9 protein-coding genes are annotated in these 17,371 nt (G+C 59.4%); 1 reads left to right on the forward strand and 8 read right to left on the reverse strand.

Going from position 1 to position 17,371, the window contains the following annotated elements:
- Positions 1-28: 28 nt before the first annotated feature.
- The 7 genes from AU182_RS14385 to sbcB all read right to left on the reverse strand — a co-directional run bounded on the left by AU182_RS14385 (position 29) and on the right by sbcB (position 11,349).
- A complete protein-coding gene (locus AU182_RS14385) occupies positions 29-298 on the reverse strand; it encodes a hypothetical protein (RefSeq protein WP_153039237.1) in 270 nt (89 codons plus the stop codon).
- Between the two features lie 310 nt (positions 299-608).
- Positions 609-2,255: a dihydrolipoyllysine-residue acetyltransferase gene (gene aceF / locus AU182_RS14390; RefSeq protein WP_066966667.1), complete on the reverse strand. Its 1,647-nt coding sequence runs from the start codon at positions 2,253-2,255 to the stop codon at positions 609-611.
- A 30-nt stretch (positions 2,256-2,285) separates the two neighbouring features.
- Positions 2,286-4,955: a pyruvate dehydrogenase (acetyl-transferring), homodimeric type gene (gene aceE / locus AU182_RS14395; protein WP_066966671.1), complete on the reverse strand. Its 2,670-nt coding sequence runs from the start codon at positions 4,953-4,955 to the stop codon at positions 2,286-2,288.
- Between the two features lie 626 nt (positions 4,956-5,581).
- Positions 5,582-6,184 carry a class GN sortase gene (locus AU182_RS14400; RefSeq protein WP_082859455.1) on the reverse strand — a complete coding sequence of 201 codons (603 nt, stop codon included), beginning with the start codon at positions 6,182-6,184 and terminating at the stop codon, positions 5,582-5,584.
- A complete protein-coding gene (locus tag AU182_RS14405; protein ID WP_082859456.1) occupies positions 6,181-8,556 on the reverse strand; it encodes a marine proteobacterial sortase target protein in 2,376 nt (791 codons plus the stop codon). The genes AU182_RS14400 and AU182_RS14405 overlap by 4 nt, the downstream gene beginning before the upstream one ends.
- A 115-nt stretch (positions 8,557-8,671) precedes the next feature.
- Entirely contained in the window at positions 8,672-9,688 is a 1,017-nt protein-coding gene (locus AU182_RS14410; protein WP_066966679.1) for an aspartate carbamoyltransferase, read from the reverse strand.
- Between the two features lie 221 nt (positions 9,689-9,909).
- Positions 9,910-11,349, reverse strand: a complete 1,440-nt coding sequence (gene sbcB / locus AU182_RS14415; RefSeq protein WP_066966683.1) for an exodeoxyribonuclease I — start codon at positions 11,347-11,349, stop codon at positions 9,910-9,912.
- Positions 11,350-11,516: 167 nt separating this feature from the next.
- Here sbcB and argS point away from each other — a divergent pair, with 167 nt between their 5' ends.
- The gene (gene argS, locus AU182_RS14420; protein WP_066966686.1) at positions 11,517-13,253 is read left to right on the forward strand and encodes an arginine--tRNA ligase; all 1,737 of its coding nucleotides are present in this window, start codon (positions 11,517-11,519) and stop codon (positions 13,251-13,253) included.
- A 16-nt stretch (positions 13,254-13,269) separates the two neighbouring features.
- Here argS and AU182_RS16330 read toward each other — a convergent pair whose 3' ends face one another.
- Entirely contained in the window at positions 13,270-17,355 is a 4,086-nt protein-coding gene (locus AU182_RS16330) for a cadherin-like domain-containing protein (RefSeq protein WP_082859457.1), read from the reverse strand.
- Positions 17,356-17,371: the final 16 nt, after the last annotated feature.

Consider the following 17,371-nt stretch of genomic DNA (forward strand, 5'->3'; position numbering starts at 1 on the left):
TACCGGGTAAAAACCAGCTTGGCGCCGCTCAGTACACCCGCATGATCGGGAAAAACCAGCAGGCGGATCCCACCTGGCTGCCTTCCACATCCGTTGAGCACTGCCGGCTGGCGGCCGGGGGCGCCGCCGCGTTGGGCAAATAGTGGCCCACCTCGACGAAGTCCGCACTCTGGGACTGGTCATCGGGATTAAAAAAGAATGGATCGTAACTGTTTTCGTTTTCGTAGGGTACGAAGATACAACCCTGCAAACATAGTGTGGCGAACATCGCCACCGCTGCTATCCCTGTGCGGTTCATGGCTCAACTACCTCGCAACTTGATCACTGCCGACCACAACCGGGAAATCCCATCTCCCGATTTCCACTCTTTACTATTTTCAGTTTAGCGCGCAGGAAGTGTTCGACGACGTTGATCATGATTTAACCAGAATTAAATGCGCGAGATTCAACGCTGCCGGTAGTTTGACGACAGGCAGTGGCTGCGGGCGCTCTTTTTGCCCGAAAAATGCGACCCCATCGAGACTTTCTGACGCAAAAAGCAGACATAAAAAAAACGCCAAGGGGCAAGGCCCTTGGCGTTTCTTCGCTCGTCGCTGTGAATCCGACGATTACAGCAGCAGCTTGCGCACTTCGGCCAGCACGCCAGCCAGGTAGGTCAGGAAACGTCCGGCATCGCCACCGTTCACGGCGCGGTGATCGTAAGACAGTGCCAGCGGCAGCATCTTGCGCGGTACAAATTCCTTGCCGTTCCACTCCGGGCGAATCGCCAGCTTGGACACACCGAGGATGCCCACTTCCGGCGCATTGACGATCGGGGTAAAACCGGTACCGCCGATGGCGCCGAGGCTGGAGATGGTGAAGCAGGCGCCCTGCATATCGCGGGGCTTCAGCTTGCCGTCGCGGGCCGCGATGGCCATGGCGGTCGCTTCTTCGGCCAGTTCGTACAGGCCTTTCTTGTCCACGTCGCGGATTACCGGAACCATCAGGCCCTTGGGTGTATCCACCGCCATACCGATGTGTACGTAATCCTTTTTAACAATGTGCTCGCCATCGTTGTGCAGGGATACGTTGAAGCTCGGCACTTCGCGCAGGGCAGCCGCTGCTGCTTTCAGCAGGAATGGCACCGGCGTCAGCTTCACGCCACGCTTCTCGGCTTCCGCTTTCATCGCCTTGCGGAAATCTTCCAGCTCGGTGATGTCGGCGTCGTCGAACTGGGTCACGTGGGGCACGTTCAGCCAGTTGCGGGACATGTTGGCCGCGGTGAGCTTGTGGATCTTGCTCATGGGTTCGGTGGTGACCGGGCCAAACTGGCTGAAGTCGATTTCCGGCATCGGCGCGATGCCAATACTGCCACCGACGCCACTGGCGGCGCCGCTCTCGGCTTTCTTCACCTGCTCCTTGATATAGGCATGCAGGTCATCCTTGGTCACACGACCGCGGGGGCCGGAGGGCTTGACCTTGTTCAGGGTCACACCCAGTTCCCGCGCCAGCTTGCGCACCGCGGGGCCGGCGTAAACTTCGGCGGACGGCGTGTGATCGCGCTCCACGTGTGGATCGCGCTTCGGTGCTTCCTGAGGCGCTTCGGCCTCACTGACCGGCGCTGCCGCCGGAGCGGGCGCGGATGCTTCTGCCGCAGGCGCCGGTGCAGGAGCCGCAGCACCGCCAGAAGTTGTCTTGATCACGCCGATCACGTCACCGGTGGACACCTTGTCGCCTTCCTTCACAGAAATGGACACGATGGTACCGGTTGCGGAAGACGGCACGTCCATGGACGCCTTGTCGCCTTCCACCACGATCAGGGCGTCGCCCTCTTCCACGCTGTCGCCAGCAGAGACGGAGATTTCAATCACGTCCACCGCATCGGCACCGCCGAGGTCGGGAACCTTGATTTCTTCTTCCTTCTCTTCGCCTGCCGCTGCGGCCGGAGCCGGCGCTTCTGCGGCAGCGGGTGCCGGTTCTGCCGCCGGAGCGGGCGCGGGCGCTTCCGCCGCGTCGCTATCAGCGTCATCGCCCGCCGCGTCGGTTTCCATTTCACCGATCACGTCGCCTTCGGAGACCTTGTCACCTTCCTTGACGGAGAGGCTCAGGATCTTGCCGGCAAACGGTGCGGGCACGTCCATGGAGGCCTTGTCGCCCTCCACCACAATCAGCGCATCCTCTTCCGCCACCGTGTCGCCCACGGCAACGGCGATTTCAATGACATCTACCTGATCGGCGCCGCCGAGATCAGGCACTTTAATGACTTGTTTTGCCATAATTTTTTGCCTTATTCCTTGTCAGCGGGTTTAGACCAGACGCGGATTTACTTTTTCCGGGTCAACGTTCAGCTTCTTGATGGCATCGGCCACTTCGCTCGCCTCGATCACACCCTGGTCAGCCAGGCCTTTCAGCGCGGCAATGGTCACGTAGTTGCGGTTCACTTCGAAGAAGCGACGCAGCTGTTCGCGGCTGTCGGAACGGCCGAAGCCGTCGGTGCCCAGCGCAATCACGTCACCGTCGATAAACTCGCGCAGCGGCTCAACGTAGGAGCGGATGTAATCGGTGGAGATCACCACGGGGGTCTCGTTACCTTCGAACTGCTCGCCAATCCAGGATTTGCGCGGTGCTTCGGTGGGGTGCAGCATGTTCCAGCGCGCCACGTCCTGGCCTTCACGGGCCGCTTCGGTGGCGGAGGTCAGGTTCCACACGTCAGATGTGACGCCGAACTGGTCGGCAAGAATGTCCGCTGCCGCCAGCACTTCGCGCAGGATGGAGCCAGCGCCAATCAGCTGTACATGCTTCTTCGCCGCCTTGCCTTTGCCCGGCTTGCGACAATCGTTTTCCAGCTTGTAGATACCGCGGATGATGCCTTCTTCAACGCCCTGCGGCATTTCCGGCTGCAGGTAGTTTTCGTTCTCGATGGTGATGTAGTAGAACAGGTTCTGCTGTTCTTCGTACATTTCCTTGAGACCCTGGCGCATGATCACAGCCAGGTCGTAGCCGTAGGCCGGGTCGTAGCTCTTACAGTTCGGAATGGTGGCAGACAGCACGTGGCTGTGGCCGTCCTGGTGTTGCAGGCCTTCACCGTTCAGGGTGGTACGGCCAGCGGTGGCACCGATCAGGAAGCCGCGCGCCTGCATGTCGCCTGCCGCCCAGGCCAGGTCGCCAATGCGCTGGAAGCCGAACATGGAGTAATAGATGTAGAAAGGCACCATCGGCACGCCGTGGTTGCTGTAGGCGGTCGCCAGGGCCATCCATGCGGACATGGCGCCGGCTTCGTTAATACCCTCTTCCAGCACCTGGCCTTTCTTGTCTTCCTTGTAATACATGATCTGGCCGTGGTCGACCGGGGTGTATTTCTGGCCCTGGGAGGAGTAGATACCCAGCTGACGGAACAGGCCTTCCATACCGAAGGTACGGGCTTCGTCCGGCACGATGGGCGCCACGTTCTTGCCCATCTTCTTGTCTTTCACCAGCACAGACAGTGCGCGCACGAACGCCATGGTGGTGGAAATTTCGCGGTCACCGGAGCCTTTGGTCAGGGCACTGAAGGCATCCAGCTCGGGAATTTCCAGCTTGGCCACTTCGGTGGTGCGGGACGGTACCGGGCCACCCAGTGCCTTGCGGCGCTCCGCCATGTACTTCATTTCCGGGCTGTCCGGAGACGGGCGGTAGTAAGGAACTTCTTCGATTTCCTTGTCGGTAATCGGGATCGCGAAGCGGTCGCGGAAGCGCTTCAGCGCCTCGGTGTCCATCTTCTTCACGTTGTGGGTGTCCATGGCCGCTTCACCGGCAGCACCCAGGCCGTAACCTTTCACGGTCTGCGCCAGGATCACGGTAGGCTTGCCCTTGCTCGCCATGGCTTCGGCGTAGGCCGCGTACACCTTGTACGGGTCGTGGCCGCCGCGGTTGAGCTTCATGATCTCTTCGTCGGAGAAGTCCTTGACCATCTCCTCGAGCTCCGGATATTTACCGAAGAAGTGCTCGCGGGTGTAGGCGCCGCCGTTGGCCTTGAAGTTCTGCATCTCGCCATCGACGGTCTCGTCCATGACTTTCTGCAGCAGACCTTTTTCGTCTTTCTCGAACAGCGGATCCCACAGGCGGCCCCACAGGACCTTGATCACGTTCCAGCCGGCACCGCGGAATACGCCTTCCAGCTCCTGCACGATCTTGCCGTTGCCGCGCACCGGGCCGTCCAGGCGCTGCAGGTTACAGTTGACCACGAATACCAGGTTTTCCAGCTTCTCGCGGCCCGCCAGGGCGATGGCGCCCAGGGATTCCGGCTCGTCACACTCACCGTCACCGAGGAATGCCCACACCTTGCGGTCGCCGCGCGGCGACAGGTCGCGGGCAGACAGGTAGCGCATGATGTGCGCCTGGTAGATCGCCTGGATCGGGCCCAGGCCCATGGAAACGGTGGGGAACTGCCAGTAGTCCGGCATCAACCAGGGGTGCGGGTAAGAGGAAAGACCCTTGCCGTTGACTTCGCGACGGAAGTTGTCCAGTTGCTCTTCGTCGAAACGGCCTTCCAGGTAGGAGCGGGCGTAGATGCCCGGCGCGCTGTGGCCCTGGAAGAAAATCAGGTCGCCGCGCTCTTCGCCTTCGTTACCGCGGAAGAAATAGTTGAAGGCAACGTCGTACAGGGTCGCAGCGGATGAGAAGCTGGCGATATGGCCGCCGAGGCTGTCGCTGTTGGAGTTGGCACGAACCACCATGGCCAGTGCGTTCCAGCGGATCAGGGAGCGGATTCGACGCTCCATGAACAGGTCACCCGGCATACGCTTTTCCGCGTCCGGCGGAATGGTGTTGCGGTAAGGGGTGGTGATGGCAGCCGGCAGCTGTACGCCGGTGTTAGTGGCGCGGTCAGACAGCTGCTTGATCAGGAACGCAGCGCGTTCCTTGCCGCTATGACGGATAACCGCCTGCAGCGCGTCCAGCCATTCCTGCGTTTCCTGAATGTCGGTTTCTTCGTGCATCAAATGCTCCTCGGCGAATATACGACGTCGAGTCGGTGTTTTTATGGTCAGAATTTTGCTGCGCAACAGTACCCCAAAACGCCGGGATTTCCCCCGGGTCCTGCAACCAGGTTCGCCAGATCACCGCCTGAAATGGCGGAAAAGCAACGAACATTGATCAACGTTTCAGCAGCAATGCAGAAACGGGAGGGACTGCGCGACCTGAATACCGCCGGCCATCCGAACCTGCTCGGAGGCTCGTTAATACCGGCTCGACTTTGAATTCGGCGTTGAATTCTCGGCCCGTCAACTGTAGAGCGAGCACCTTGCGGCGCACAGGGATGCCCTCAATTAACCGGCTGCGTGTACTTAAGCGGGGGCGATTGTAGTATTACTACAAACGTTTTTCCAGACAGGACGATTAGTAACAAATAAAACCAATTTGTAAAACAATTATTTGCCATTTGACGTATTTGCCGAAACAAATAGCGGTCAAAGCGCTATTTTTTATTACAAAATGGAGTCCAGATTGGCAATTCTGGTCACGGTCAGAAGCCGTTCCGCGGTTATCGGAGCACCAGGACAGTACGGCCGTGCCAGGCCGAAAACCGGCCGCGGCACCGCCGGCGTCCAAAGGCTCGGCCCCATCACAGCTGCACCGTAGATTCCGGACGCAGATAGTCGGCATAAACAAGGTATCGCAGGGGCCCACCCGCGCCGACCGCATCGAACGGATAGCAGGTGACCAGTAGTAACCCAGGGGTGTCGACCACCGGCAGTGCCTCCGTTTCGCTGTCGACCACCCTCGCGCCACGCACCCGAAAGCCGTGCCAGCGCCCTGCCCTGTCCTGCAACTGAATCAGGGCACCTGGTTTCAGCGCTGCCAGATTGCGGAAATGGGTATCCCGGTGCCCGGCAATCACGGTGGTGCGCGGTTCAGCCAGGTTGCCGGGCTCACCGGAACCGTTGAGCAAGCCGGGACCAAAGGCCAGCGCCTGACCGCTGGTGCCCTGCAACACTGCCAGTGGCTTTTCCACCCCCAGCTGCAACTGTGCCACCGGCCAGGTATCCGCCCAGGGCCACGGCTTTTGTATCTCGCCATCGGCGAGCTGGCGCTGCCAGGCATCGCTGATCAGGTATTGCGCCGCCTCCGCCTTCAACAGTATCCAGAACCCACCCCCAAGCTGCCACAGGCCAAGGGCGAGACACAACACAGACGCATAGGGAGTAAGCGTTTGCGGGCGCCTCATGACATCCCCCGTTTGCCACGACGCAAATCGGGGATTACCTTGCGCAGCCAGCGACGTACCCTGCGCTCCACCGCAGCACTCGCCCTGCGCAACGGCCGCCAGTGGCCCAGTACCTGCCCGGCCACCTGTGGCCCCCGCCGCAGTGTGCGCAGCAAACCACCCAGTGCCAGCAACACCGCGGCGAGCATCATTTGCCCATATACGCCGGTTGCGGTCGCGGGGTAAGTAAACGATTGCAGTATCTGGCCGTGGGCAACGGCATTGGGCACCGGGCTCGAGCGCAGGGAATCGGAAAGCGGACGCACCGGTGTTTCTTCGACCGCAACGAAGCTGGTGTAAGGACTGGTCAGTTGATAGCCCAGTGCCAGGCCGAGGATCTGTTCGCGCAGCGGATCCACTGCCTCGGGATCATTCAGCGGGCCGCGCTCGCGCTGTGCATCGCGCAGCGCCGCAATCTTTTCCCGCGCCCACAAGCTACCGATGCCCTTGCCGGAAGCCTCCACGGTCAACTGACTGAGGGAGAGCGTGCGCGAGAAGCGCTTGCCGGCAAGGCGCCCGCTCACCACCACTTCACCGCTGGCATCGTTACCCAGTGCGTTACCCTCGACCCGGGCAACCAGTCGCACCGGCTCACCGCGGTAGAGGTCGGGCAATCGCTGCGGATAGACCGCCACCTTGACGCCGGCGGGCCACTGCACCTGCAGGTCGGTCACCAGCGGGCTTTCCAGTTTTTCAAACAGCGCGCCCATTTTCGACTGCACTTGCGCAAGTTCACCGATGTGCACAAAGCTGCCGCGGCCATACTGTGCGGCCTTGCGCATAAAAAAACTGTTGGGGGCAGAACCGATGCCTACGGTAAACAGTCGGGCTTCCCCAAGCCGCTGCCGGATAATCTCAAACAGGGCCGCCTCGTTACCCACCGCGCCATCGGTAATAAACACCACCTGCCGCACCAGCTCGCCAGCCTGCGGGTCGAGCTGCTGCGACAACGCCTCGCTCAGTGCCGGGGCCATATGGGTACCGCCCGTCGCCTGCAACGCCTCAACCCAGTGACGGGCGTGCTGGATATTTGCGGGGGTGGCCGCGAGGGGGCGCGGGAATAGATTCTGGTGACTGCTGTTGAACTCGATGATATTGAAACGGTCCGCGGCGGTCAGGCGAGACAGGGCCAGCAGCAGACTTTCCTTGGCCTGGCGAATGGAGTTGCCGCCCATGGATCCGGACGTGTCCACCACGTACACCACCTCGCGGGGCAGCTTGCGCGCAGCAAGTGCTTCCTGCGGTGGCAACAGTAAAAGCTGCAGGTACTGCGCAGACGGTTCTGCCGCTATCGCCGACTGCTCGGCAAACAGGGCGGCGGACGGCATTGCCGAGGATTGCGGTCGCCAGAAAAGAACAAAATCCCGATCCATCGGCACCGCACCCTGCTTCAGGCTGACCCGATAGCGCTGATTTTCCTCACGGCGCAAGCTCACCTCGTGGTACGGGCTGTAAATATCTGCCAGCGGCAACCCCATACCCAGGTCGATGCGGATTTTCATCTGATGACTGTTGCCAAGGCTGGCCAGCGCTGCCGCGGGCATCATCACCGGCGAGATCTGATCCGCATCCGGCACCTGATCCGTGGGCAGCGACCAGCCGTGGGCGTTTAACGAAACCGCTTGCACCGAGGCCGCCGGCGACCCGGGCATAAAGCGCGGTGTGAGGGTACTGGGCAGGCGCAGGCTGAACTGGCCACTGTCAAAGCGCAGGTTCTGTAAATAGTGCACTTCCACCGAGACAGTTTCTCCCGGCGCAATATTGGCGACGCGACTGGTAAACAGATTCGGGCGCTGCTGTTCCAGCAACGCCGCACGCTGGCCTGCCTCGCGCGCTTTTTTGTACACCTTGCGCGCCTCCTCGCGCTCGCGCACCTTGCCCACAATGCGCCGCTCCCCAATCACGATCTCCAGGCCATTTACCGCCGCGTTCTCCGGCAGCGGCAACACATACACGGCTTCCTGCCAGTGGTTGCTGGTGTTGCGAAACTGCTGCGCAAGGGTGACTTCGGCAACCAGGCCGCGCACGCGAATGTCTGCCTCGGTACCCAGGTGAATGGCGGGAATATAGCGTCCGGACTCGCCGCTTTTGAACAACAGATCGCCACTGCCCGATTCACTCAAGCCGACACTGTCGAACGGTTCCTCAGCAACCGGTGGCACATCCTGCGCACGCGCGCCTGCCGCGGCCACCAGCACCGCAATTACCGTGACCAGAAACAGCAACCAACTGCCGGGGTGTTTTTTGCGATAGCGACGGCGGTAATACTCGTCGCTCGGGAGAATCAGCAGTTCGCGCGGAATACGCGGCGGATGGAAAAAAGGACGGTTCACGGATGCCTCCAGAAAAGTAAGTGCTGGAGGCATTAAAAGAAAACAAACTGGCGGGGGGCGGGCCGAATTCCGGCCCTTTTAAGGTCAATTAAGGCGAATTATGGCAGCGCCGCTGTTACACCATATTGCGGCGCGTCTGCCAGGTGATCGGCCGCGCGTACTGGTCGACCTTGTCTTCCACCCCGAGCAGCATGGCAAACAGTGCCATGCGCACCAGCAGGCCGTTGTCGGTCTGGCGGAAGATCGCCAGGCTCGGATGCTCATTCAGGTCCGAGTCCAGCTCGTTGGCCTCGGCGCGGGAGTCCCGCGGCAGCGGGTGCATGATGACCGTATTGGGTTCGGCGTGGCGGGTGAAAATATCCCGGTTCAGGCGAAAACGGCCACGGTAGCGGTCGGCCTCTTCCTGGGATTCGAAACGCTCTTCCTGGATGCGCGTGGAGTACACGATATCCACATGCTTGATTGACTGCTCCAGCTGGTCGGATACCGATACCTGATGACCGGCCTCGCGGAGTTTTTCAATCACCGCTTCCGGCATCGACAGTTCTTGCGGGGAGACAAATACCAGTTGCACGTTTTTGAACAGGCACAGCAGCTTGCACAAGGAGTGCACGGTGCGGCCGTATTTCAAATCGCCAATCATGGCGATGCGGAAATTGTCCAGGGAGCTGCCCTTGCCTTCCAGCTCCTTGCGAATGGTGTACAGGTCGAGCAGTGCCTGGGTGGGATGCTCGTTGGCACCGTCACCGCCGTTGACCACCGGCACGCGGCTGGCGGCGGCAAACTCGGCCACCGAGCCGGATTGCGGATGGCGCATACAGATCACATCGGAGTACCCGGAGAGCACCCGCGCGGTGTCGTACAGGGATTCGCCCTTGGCCAGGGCACTGGCGGAGATGCCGACAGTTTCACGCACGGTGCCGCCGAGCAGGTTGAACGCGCAGCCAAAGCTTACCCGCGTGCGGGTGCTGGGCTCCAGAAACATATTGCCGAGGATGGCGCCCTCGAGTACGCGGGTGACTTTTTCCCGCCGGGCGTAGGGCACCATGGTGTCTGCCACGGCAAAGATGCGGTCGATGTCGCCCCGTTCAAACTGACTGACGGAAAGGATGTTGGCACCGATAAAATCCATTGCTGCTCCACAATAAGCGCTGATAGCTATTGATTAGCCACTGAGTTGCGCCGGGATCACCGGCGTCTGGGCGGCGGTATTCTACGCGGCGGAGTGCGCCGGGAACAGCCGCAAGTTGGTGGATGCGCTGCGCTTATCCACCCTACGCAGGCTCCAATACCATTGTCCGATACGTGGTGACCCGTAGGGTGGATAAGCGCAGCGCATCCACCAACACCTGCTCAACCAAGCAGCCCATCCCCCCAGGCTTCCAGCTGGTCCAGCAGCGCCGAGCGCTCCGGGTGCTCCGCGCGCAGCCGCGCGATCTCCTCGTAATACGCTTCCATGGTGATACTCGCCCCAAACCCCGGGTCCGTCAGCCGCTGGTAACGCCACTCTTCCCAGCGCTCGGCCTCTTCCTCATTGAGGGTTTCCGGGAAGTTTCGCGCCCGCAGGCGAAAGAGTAGTTCCGGCAGGCGCGAATCGGAAAACGCCACCGGCCCCGCCAGTGCCTCGGGGCCCCGGCTGGTGAGGGCATTGTGCAGCTGGCGACACAGGTCGCGGTCGGCGTCGTTCATAAAACCGTCGTAGAGGCGCGCCTCTACATCCTTGGCCGGGAAGTCGCCGTCGAGGAAAACCTGGTGCAGTTTTTCGGTCAGATCCAGCCCCTGCAGCGCCTGCCAATTGGCCTCGCAGGCGGACTTGTCGATCAGTAGCTCTTCGGCGCGCTGGTCCGACAGCATGTTGGCGGGTGCCAGCACCGGGCAGCGGTTCATGTGAATCAGTTTCAATCCTGCCGGCAACTCGCCCTCGCCGAGCTTGTCGCGGGCGGTGTACAGGCGCTCGCGCAGGGCCTCCGGGTCCAGATCGAGGATCGGCTGTGGGTCCATAGACAGGTTGGCGCAGATGACCGCGTTGCGATTGACCGGGTGCATGGCCAGGGGCAATACGTAGGTAAGGTGGCCGTGTATGGCGGGCACCTTGCCGGAAATGTGCAGCAGCGGCTTGCGGTCCCGCGGATTCAGCAGCTTGGCCACTTCCTGCTTGCGGCGCAGGTTGTACACATAATCGTACAGCTTGGGCTGCTGTTTGCGGATCAGGCGCGCCATGTCGATGGTGGCACGGACGTCAGAGAGCGCGTCGTGCGCGCCCTCATGGCTGATGCCGTTGGCCGCGGTCAGCTCCTCCAGGCGGAAGGACGGCACCCGCTGCCCATCGGCAGCTTCCCGCTCCGGCCACTGGATACCTTCTGGGCGCAGCGCGTACGTGAGTCGCACCATGTCGATGATATCCCAGCGGCTATTGCCCGAGCGCCATTCGCGCTCGTAGGGGTCCAGCAGGTTGCGGTACAGGGTGTGGCGGGTCACCTCATCGTCAAAGCGCAGGCTGTTGTAGCCCACACCGCAGGTGCCCGGCGCACCCAGTTCGTCGAGAATACGCTGGATGAAGGCAATTTCCGGCAAACCCTCGGCCAGCGCCTTCTGCGGTGCCAGCCCGGTGACCAGTGCCGCCATCGGCTGTGGCAGGCAATCACTCGCGGGCCGGGCGTAGATCATCAGCGGCTCGCCGACGATATTGAGGTCTTCGTCGGTGCGGATACCGGCAAACTGGGAGGGCTTGTCTGCCCCCGGGTCGACACCCCAGGTTTCGTAATCGTGCCAGTAAAGCGTGGTCCCAGACATGTCTCCCTCCCCGGTTTATTGCTCTATTCATCACTGTGCGCGCCATGTTAACCCAGTGAACAGACGCCGCGCAGGTTGCAATGCCACCGCCGCCCATTAAAATCCCGCGTTCTTCTATATTGTCCAGACTCCCATTTTCCAGAATCGCCACGGGATAGCGCCCACTTATGAATATTCGCCACCAGCTCAACGACATCTTCCAGGCTGCCATGACCGCCGCCGGCATTCCCGCCGAATGCAGTCCGGCAGTCGCCCCGGCCAAGAAAGCCGGCTTTGGCGACTACCAGGCCAATGGCGCCATGGCCGCGGCCAAGAAAGTGGGCAGCAACCCCCGCGAGCTGGCCGCCAAAATCGTCGAGCACCTGGGCGAGCATCCGATGATCGAGAAGGTCGAGATCGCCGGCCCCGGCTTCATCAACATCCACCTGAACAACGCCTGGCTGGCAGAGACCCTGACCACAGCCCGCGCCGATGAGCGTCTCAATATTGCCAAGGTGAGCGAGCCGCAAACGGCGGTGCTGGACTACTCCCACCCCAACCTGGCCAAAGAGATGCATGTGGGCCACCTGCGCACCACCATCATCGGCGATGCCCTGGCCCGCCTGCTGGAGTTCCAGGGGCATCAGGTCATCCGCCAGAACCACATGGGCGACTGGGGCACCCAGTTCGGCATGCTGCTGGCGCACCTGGCCGACCAGATTGAAAACAAGGATGCCGAAGTCGCCCTCGCCGACCTTGAAGTGTTTTACCGCGAAGCCAAGGTGCGCTTCGACGAGGAGGAAGGTTTTGCCGACCGCGCGCGGGCCTACGTGGTGAAGCTGCAGGGTGGTGACGCCGACTGCCTGAAACTCTGGCAGCGCTTTATCGATATCTCCATCAGCCACGCGGAAGAAATCTACGAAAAACTTGGCGTCACCCTGCAGCGCAAGGACGTGTACGCCGAGAGCCAATACAACGACGACCTGCCGGTGCTGGTCAAAGACTTGCTGGACCGCGGCATCGCCGTGGAAGACCAGGGCGCGATCGTCGCCTTCCTGCCGGAAATGGCGGACAAGGAAGGCAACCCCAGTGTGGTGATCATCCAGAAACAAGGTGGCGGCTACCTCTATGCCACCACCGACCTGGCGGCCATCCGCTACCGCGCCAATGTGCTGAACGCCGACCGCATCCTGTACGTGGTGGATGCGCGCCAGTCCCTGCACCTGCAGCAGGCCTTTACCGTGGCGCGCAAGGCGGGCTATATCGCCGACACGCAGACTCTGGAGCACTGCGCCTTCGGCACCATGATGGGCGACGACGGCAAGCCGTTTAAAACCCGTACCGGCGGCACCGTAAAGCTGGCCGCCCTGCTGGACGAAGCGGTAGAGCGCGCCACTGCGCTGGTAGCGGCAAAGAATTCGGAGTTGAGCGCAGAAGAACAGGCAGAGATCGGCCGCGTGGTGGGTATTGGCGCGGTGAAATACGCGGATCTGAGCAAAACCCGCACCAACGATTACGTGTTCAACTGGGACGCCATGCTGGCGTTTGAGGGCAACACCGCCCCCTACCTGCAGTACGCCTACACCCGCGTGCGCAGTATCTTCCGCCGCGCCGGTGTTGAGCCATCGTCACTGAGCGGTGCCATCACTCTCGGCACCGATGCCGAGCGCGCCCTGGCCATCAAACTGAACCAGTTTGGCGAGGTGCTTGATCAGGTGGCCAAGGATACGTTCCCGCACGTGCTGTGTACTTATCTGTACGAACTGGCGAGCACCTATATGGGCTTCTATGAAGCCTGTCCGGTACTGAAGGAAGGTGTCAGCGAGGAAGAAAAGCAGAGCCGCCTGCAGCTGTGTGACCTGGTGGCCCGCACCCTGTCTACTGGCCTGGGACTGCTGGGGATTGAGACGCTGGAGAAAATGTAAGTAGGCCCCAAGAAGCTCAGGTCACAGGTGCGAAGGTAAAACGCGCGGGTGACCTGAGTATCCCTCCTACAGCCAATAGCAGCAAAAACCAGAACCCCACACTACCGCCACTGCTGCTCCCCCCGGAACTTCCCCCTAGGTTTCCGCTGCCGATAACTCCTACACCACTACTACTCCCGCTACTACCACTACTACTCCCGCTACTACTGCTACCACTACTACTCCCGCTACTACTGCTACCACTACTACTCCCGCTACTACTGCTACCGCTACTGCTACTGCTACTGCTACTGCTACTGCTACTGCTACTGCTACTGCTACTGCTACTGCTACTGCTACTGCTACTGCTAACAGTATCGTCATCCACAATTACTACCCGCACAACTGCAGGTTCAAGCACAGTATCGGCATCGGATGTGGCAATCATCAGGATATCCACAGTCTCATCTTCTTCGGCAACCAGATCGTGCTTTATCTCCAAACGCACCGGAATCCGGTCCTGACCCTCGCGAAACTCCGCCTCGGTGCGCATGAAAACAAAATCGTCCGCCTCAGCGGTGGAAGTTCCCCGCACCTCCAGCCGCACGGAACGTCGCCCCGCATTTACATCACCATCGCGCAGAAGATACAGGTCAACAAAGCCCTGATGCTCACCAATTTCATAGTTGCTGTCTTCCCACTGGAAGATATAGGGAATGGCGGTTTCACCATCTAACTGGGCCAACCGCCATAGGCCATTAACTCCATCCCCCAACACTTGGCCGGGGGCCAGATCAGAGGCGTAAAAGTACAAGCGACGACCGTCCAACGCGAGCTGGAGACGATCATCGAACCGTGGCAAAAGTGAAAAATCCAGGTCACCGGGCAGAGAGTTCAACTCATCCTCTCCGGAGAGGATGACCGGGGGAAAAAATGGGGTGCATACCTCAGAGCAGAAACTGGACCCAAATGGCTGATCTTGATCAAATACGTACACGCTGTGCCCACGCCGTCCCGAGGAGGCACCGCCGACCAGGCGCAAGCCAAAGTTGTCCGCAACCACCTCCACCGCATGCCCGAAACACGCGTCGCCACGACCGTCGCTATCCGTATCCGTCTGCGTTTCGTTAGCGTGAAACGGGCAGTTATCCAGAGCGTTTACTACACCGTCGTCATCAATGTCCGGCAACTGTGTCGCCAGCTCCGCAGAGCGGATTGTGTTCAAGTGCAGATGCTCACTGACTGGCAGGCTTTCTGAACCATTGCCAAAATTGACAAAGTCATTCCAGATGGCAAAAGCCCCAGTATCGGCCCCATTTCCCCGTGTTTGCTCGAGTTTGACAATTTCCGCTTCCGGTATCCCCACCTCAACCACGAAGTCTGTGAGCCCATCCGGCACAAATTCTCGATAGCGGTCCAACCTGGCATCCGATACCGAACGGTTTCCCACCCAAGTAGACAGGGTATTGAATACATTATGAAAAGGCTCGCGCAGCCTTACCGAAATCTGCAGCGGGTAGGTTCCTCCTGGAGGAACCGCGACTCCGTCCCCCTGTGACAAATTGATTATCTCGGCGTTGGACGCATCATATGAAAATGCTCCCCTCTCCTCTGCGGCCAATCCGGGCATAGTGAAGCCATAGAAAGCGTAATTTGCGCGTCCTACTGCGTCGTTGAAGAAAAATACGATCTTCGTGGAGTAGGCCTCTTCCCTCTGAAAATTCAGCAGACGGACATCTTCAAATATTCCCCTTCTGGAATCGCCCCAAGGCGGAGTCTGCGATACCCAGCGAAAGCGGCCGAGAACACTCGCCCCCAGATGTGGGATTACTTGAGCCGTCGCCGACGCATGCTGCTGCTGGTCGATATCCAAATCACCGAAATCGTCAGTGATAGTGATTGCTCCGACATCACTCAGAATACTTCCCGGTACGCTGCCATAGCGATCAATGAGCATTTTACTCCCATCAATCTGCAGGGAGGGCAGCTGCACATCGCCATTGTCCGCGGGACGCCCATTATCAGTAACCAAAGTGAAAAAACCGACATCAAAATCTGAACTATAGGCTTGACCAGGGTGGTTCATAGGATGCACGTGGACGCTAATGAGATTCTCACCGTCGTAAAAAGTCGACGTGTCCAAAGTGAAGCTTCGCTCCCACACTGGCGAATCCACCATATGTCCATGGTGATGGGTAGGTAAAACTCTAAAATTCTGATAGAACTGCGCGTGCTGTCCCATCTTGTTGCGCACGATCACCTTGCCAGAAATGACACCACTTACCGGCAGCCCTTCACTCACTAGCGCACCACTGCTGTCAAAAATCTGTATTTCAATATCGCGATTGACCACACTCACCTGAAAGGTCGCTTCTGCCACCAAACCGTGAGCATGGGCACGAAGGGTAATGTGCAATTTTCCGGGGAATTCGGCCGCAGTAATCGTTAGATCATCTCCACTGACAGAGGTATGGATTAGCCCATGGTTGGCCGAATGTGCCACAACGTATGAGAGTGAATCACTGTCCGGGTCAGAGAAGTAATCGCGCAGATTGATGGTGATCGAATCCCCCTGGTCCAGAACCAGATCATCTGGAACCTGCACCAGTTGCGGCGCGCGATCGGTACTCTCTGCAGCGGGGCCGACACGAAAAGCACGCACCGCACCTCCGGCGACAAAAAGTATACCGTCTGCAAGTGAAAAACCCTTTCCGCCAAAATTCAAGCTGTACTTTTCTTGCAGTGAAAAACGATCGAGGATATAGGTTTTACCAGGGCCAGTGACAATAACACTATCGGTGGTGACCAGAGGCTGTACATCATACAGCGTCGCACCTGGAAAATAGCTCGCGACTTCGACGCCGCTATCAGCTTCGAGCAAGCGAACACCGTCATCATCCACCAGGTAGGCCAAGCCGTCCGCCATCGCCGGGGGACTTGCACCGCCGAAATCACTATCCCAAAGACGGGTGAAGGTCTTCAAGTCGACCGCGTTCAGATGGTACGCATTTCTAAACAGGGCGATATCATCCGCAGCGACCAAGTTGCGCCAGCCATTATTTGTACCAATATCCACCGTGCGTAGAACCGCGCCGGAACTGGAGTCATACTCCTTCAAATAGCCGGTGTAGCCGGAATATAGCTGCCCATTATGGAACAACGGCCAGAATTGCTCAGTACCACTGACACTGGGTTTAGGCACATGAAACAACAGCTCTCCGTTGCTGCGCTCGTATCCCGAAAAACCATCATACTGCCCGCTGTTAATCCAGATACGGTCTCCAGCAACCACAGGAGGCGGATAAAATTTCATAGACTGTGTTCTGAATCCCTGCTTCCAGAGCACTTCACCGGTCTTGCCGTCATAGGCATCCAGGGAGGCCCCGGGGCTGCTTACCGGAGCGTGAATGCCAGACTCTTGGCGCGATACATAGAGTTCACTCCCTGCAACCGTCAGGGGGCCGAAATGATGGCCTGGCGACTCGCTTCTGGACCAAATAAGAGCACCATCGGCAACGGATCGGGATTCCAGCCCGTAATTCCAGGTGGGCCGATAATTCAAGCTATTGGATACAACCAGAAATACCTGCCCATCAGACACCACAGGCTGCTCGAAATAGCTTTGGGTTCCTCCAACGTCGATATCCCACAATGGTTGCGGAGGTATCTGTGTGACAAACCCCGGCTGGTAGCCATTGTGAGAAGGCGTATTTCCAAGGGTGGACCAACCACCAGAAATGGAGCGCGCCTGCGCCGGAGCCACGTGGAATATCACCAGCCCGGCCCGTGACATGCCCGTATCATCAGCGATACGGTAGTACAGTCGGTCGTTTCCTGAAAAGCCATCGAATGGGATATAGGTAAAGGCGCCGTCATGACTCCAAGACAAAGTGCCATGCTGCGGCTGAACATCTACGGACACAACACCGAAGGAGTCCCCTTCCGCATCCACATCATTGGCCAACCACCCTTCCTCAGCCGCGACCGCCAAAGGAATACCTTCCTGTAGCCGATACAAGTCAAACACTGGCTCGGGAACTCCCGATTGCACTTGATAAGAAAAAACGCATGCAATGAAAATCACCACGACTTGAAGCAATACATCCGGGGTTTTATTTTTCATTTATTTTCCGGCTTAA

The organism is Microbulbifer sp. Q7 (assembly GCF_001639145.1).
GTDB lineage: Bacteria > Pseudomonadota > Gammaproteobacteria > Pseudomonadales > Cellvibrionaceae > Microbulbifer.

What these genes read in the sequence shown, in the direction of transcription:
- aceF (WP_066966667.1), bottom strand. Translation starts at nt 2,255, where the DNA reads ATGGCAAAACAAGTCATTAAAGTGCCTGATCTCGGCGGCGCCGATCAG.
- AU182_RS14400 (WP_082859455.1), bottom strand. Translation starts at nt 6,184, where the DNA reads ATGAGGCGCCCGCAAACGCTTACTCCCTATGCGTCTGTGTTGTGTCTC.
- sbcB (WP_066966683.1), bottom strand. Translation starts at nt 11,349, where the DNA reads ATGTCTGGGACCACGCTTTACTGGCACGATTACGAAACCTGGGGTGTC.
- aceE (WP_066966671.1), bottom strand. Translation starts at nt 4,955, where the DNA reads ATGCACGAAGAAACCGACATTCAGGAAACGCAGGAATGGCTGGACGCG.
- argS (WP_066966686.1), top strand. Translation starts at nt 11,517, where the DNA reads ATGAATATTCGCCACCAGCTCAACGACATCTTCCAGGCTGCCATGACC.
- AU182_RS16330 (WP_082859457.1), bottom strand. Translation starts at nt 17,355, where the DNA reads ATGAAAAATAAAACCCCGGATGTATTGCTTCAAGTCGTGGTGATTTTC.
- AU182_RS14410 (WP_066966679.1), bottom strand. Translation starts at nt 9,688, where the DNA reads ATGGATTTTATCGGTGCCAACATCCTTTCCGTCAGTCAGTTTGAACGG.
- AU182_RS14385 (WP_153039237.1), bottom strand. Translation starts at nt 298, where the DNA reads ATGAACCGCACAGGGATAGCAGCGGTGGCGATGTTCGCCACACTATGT.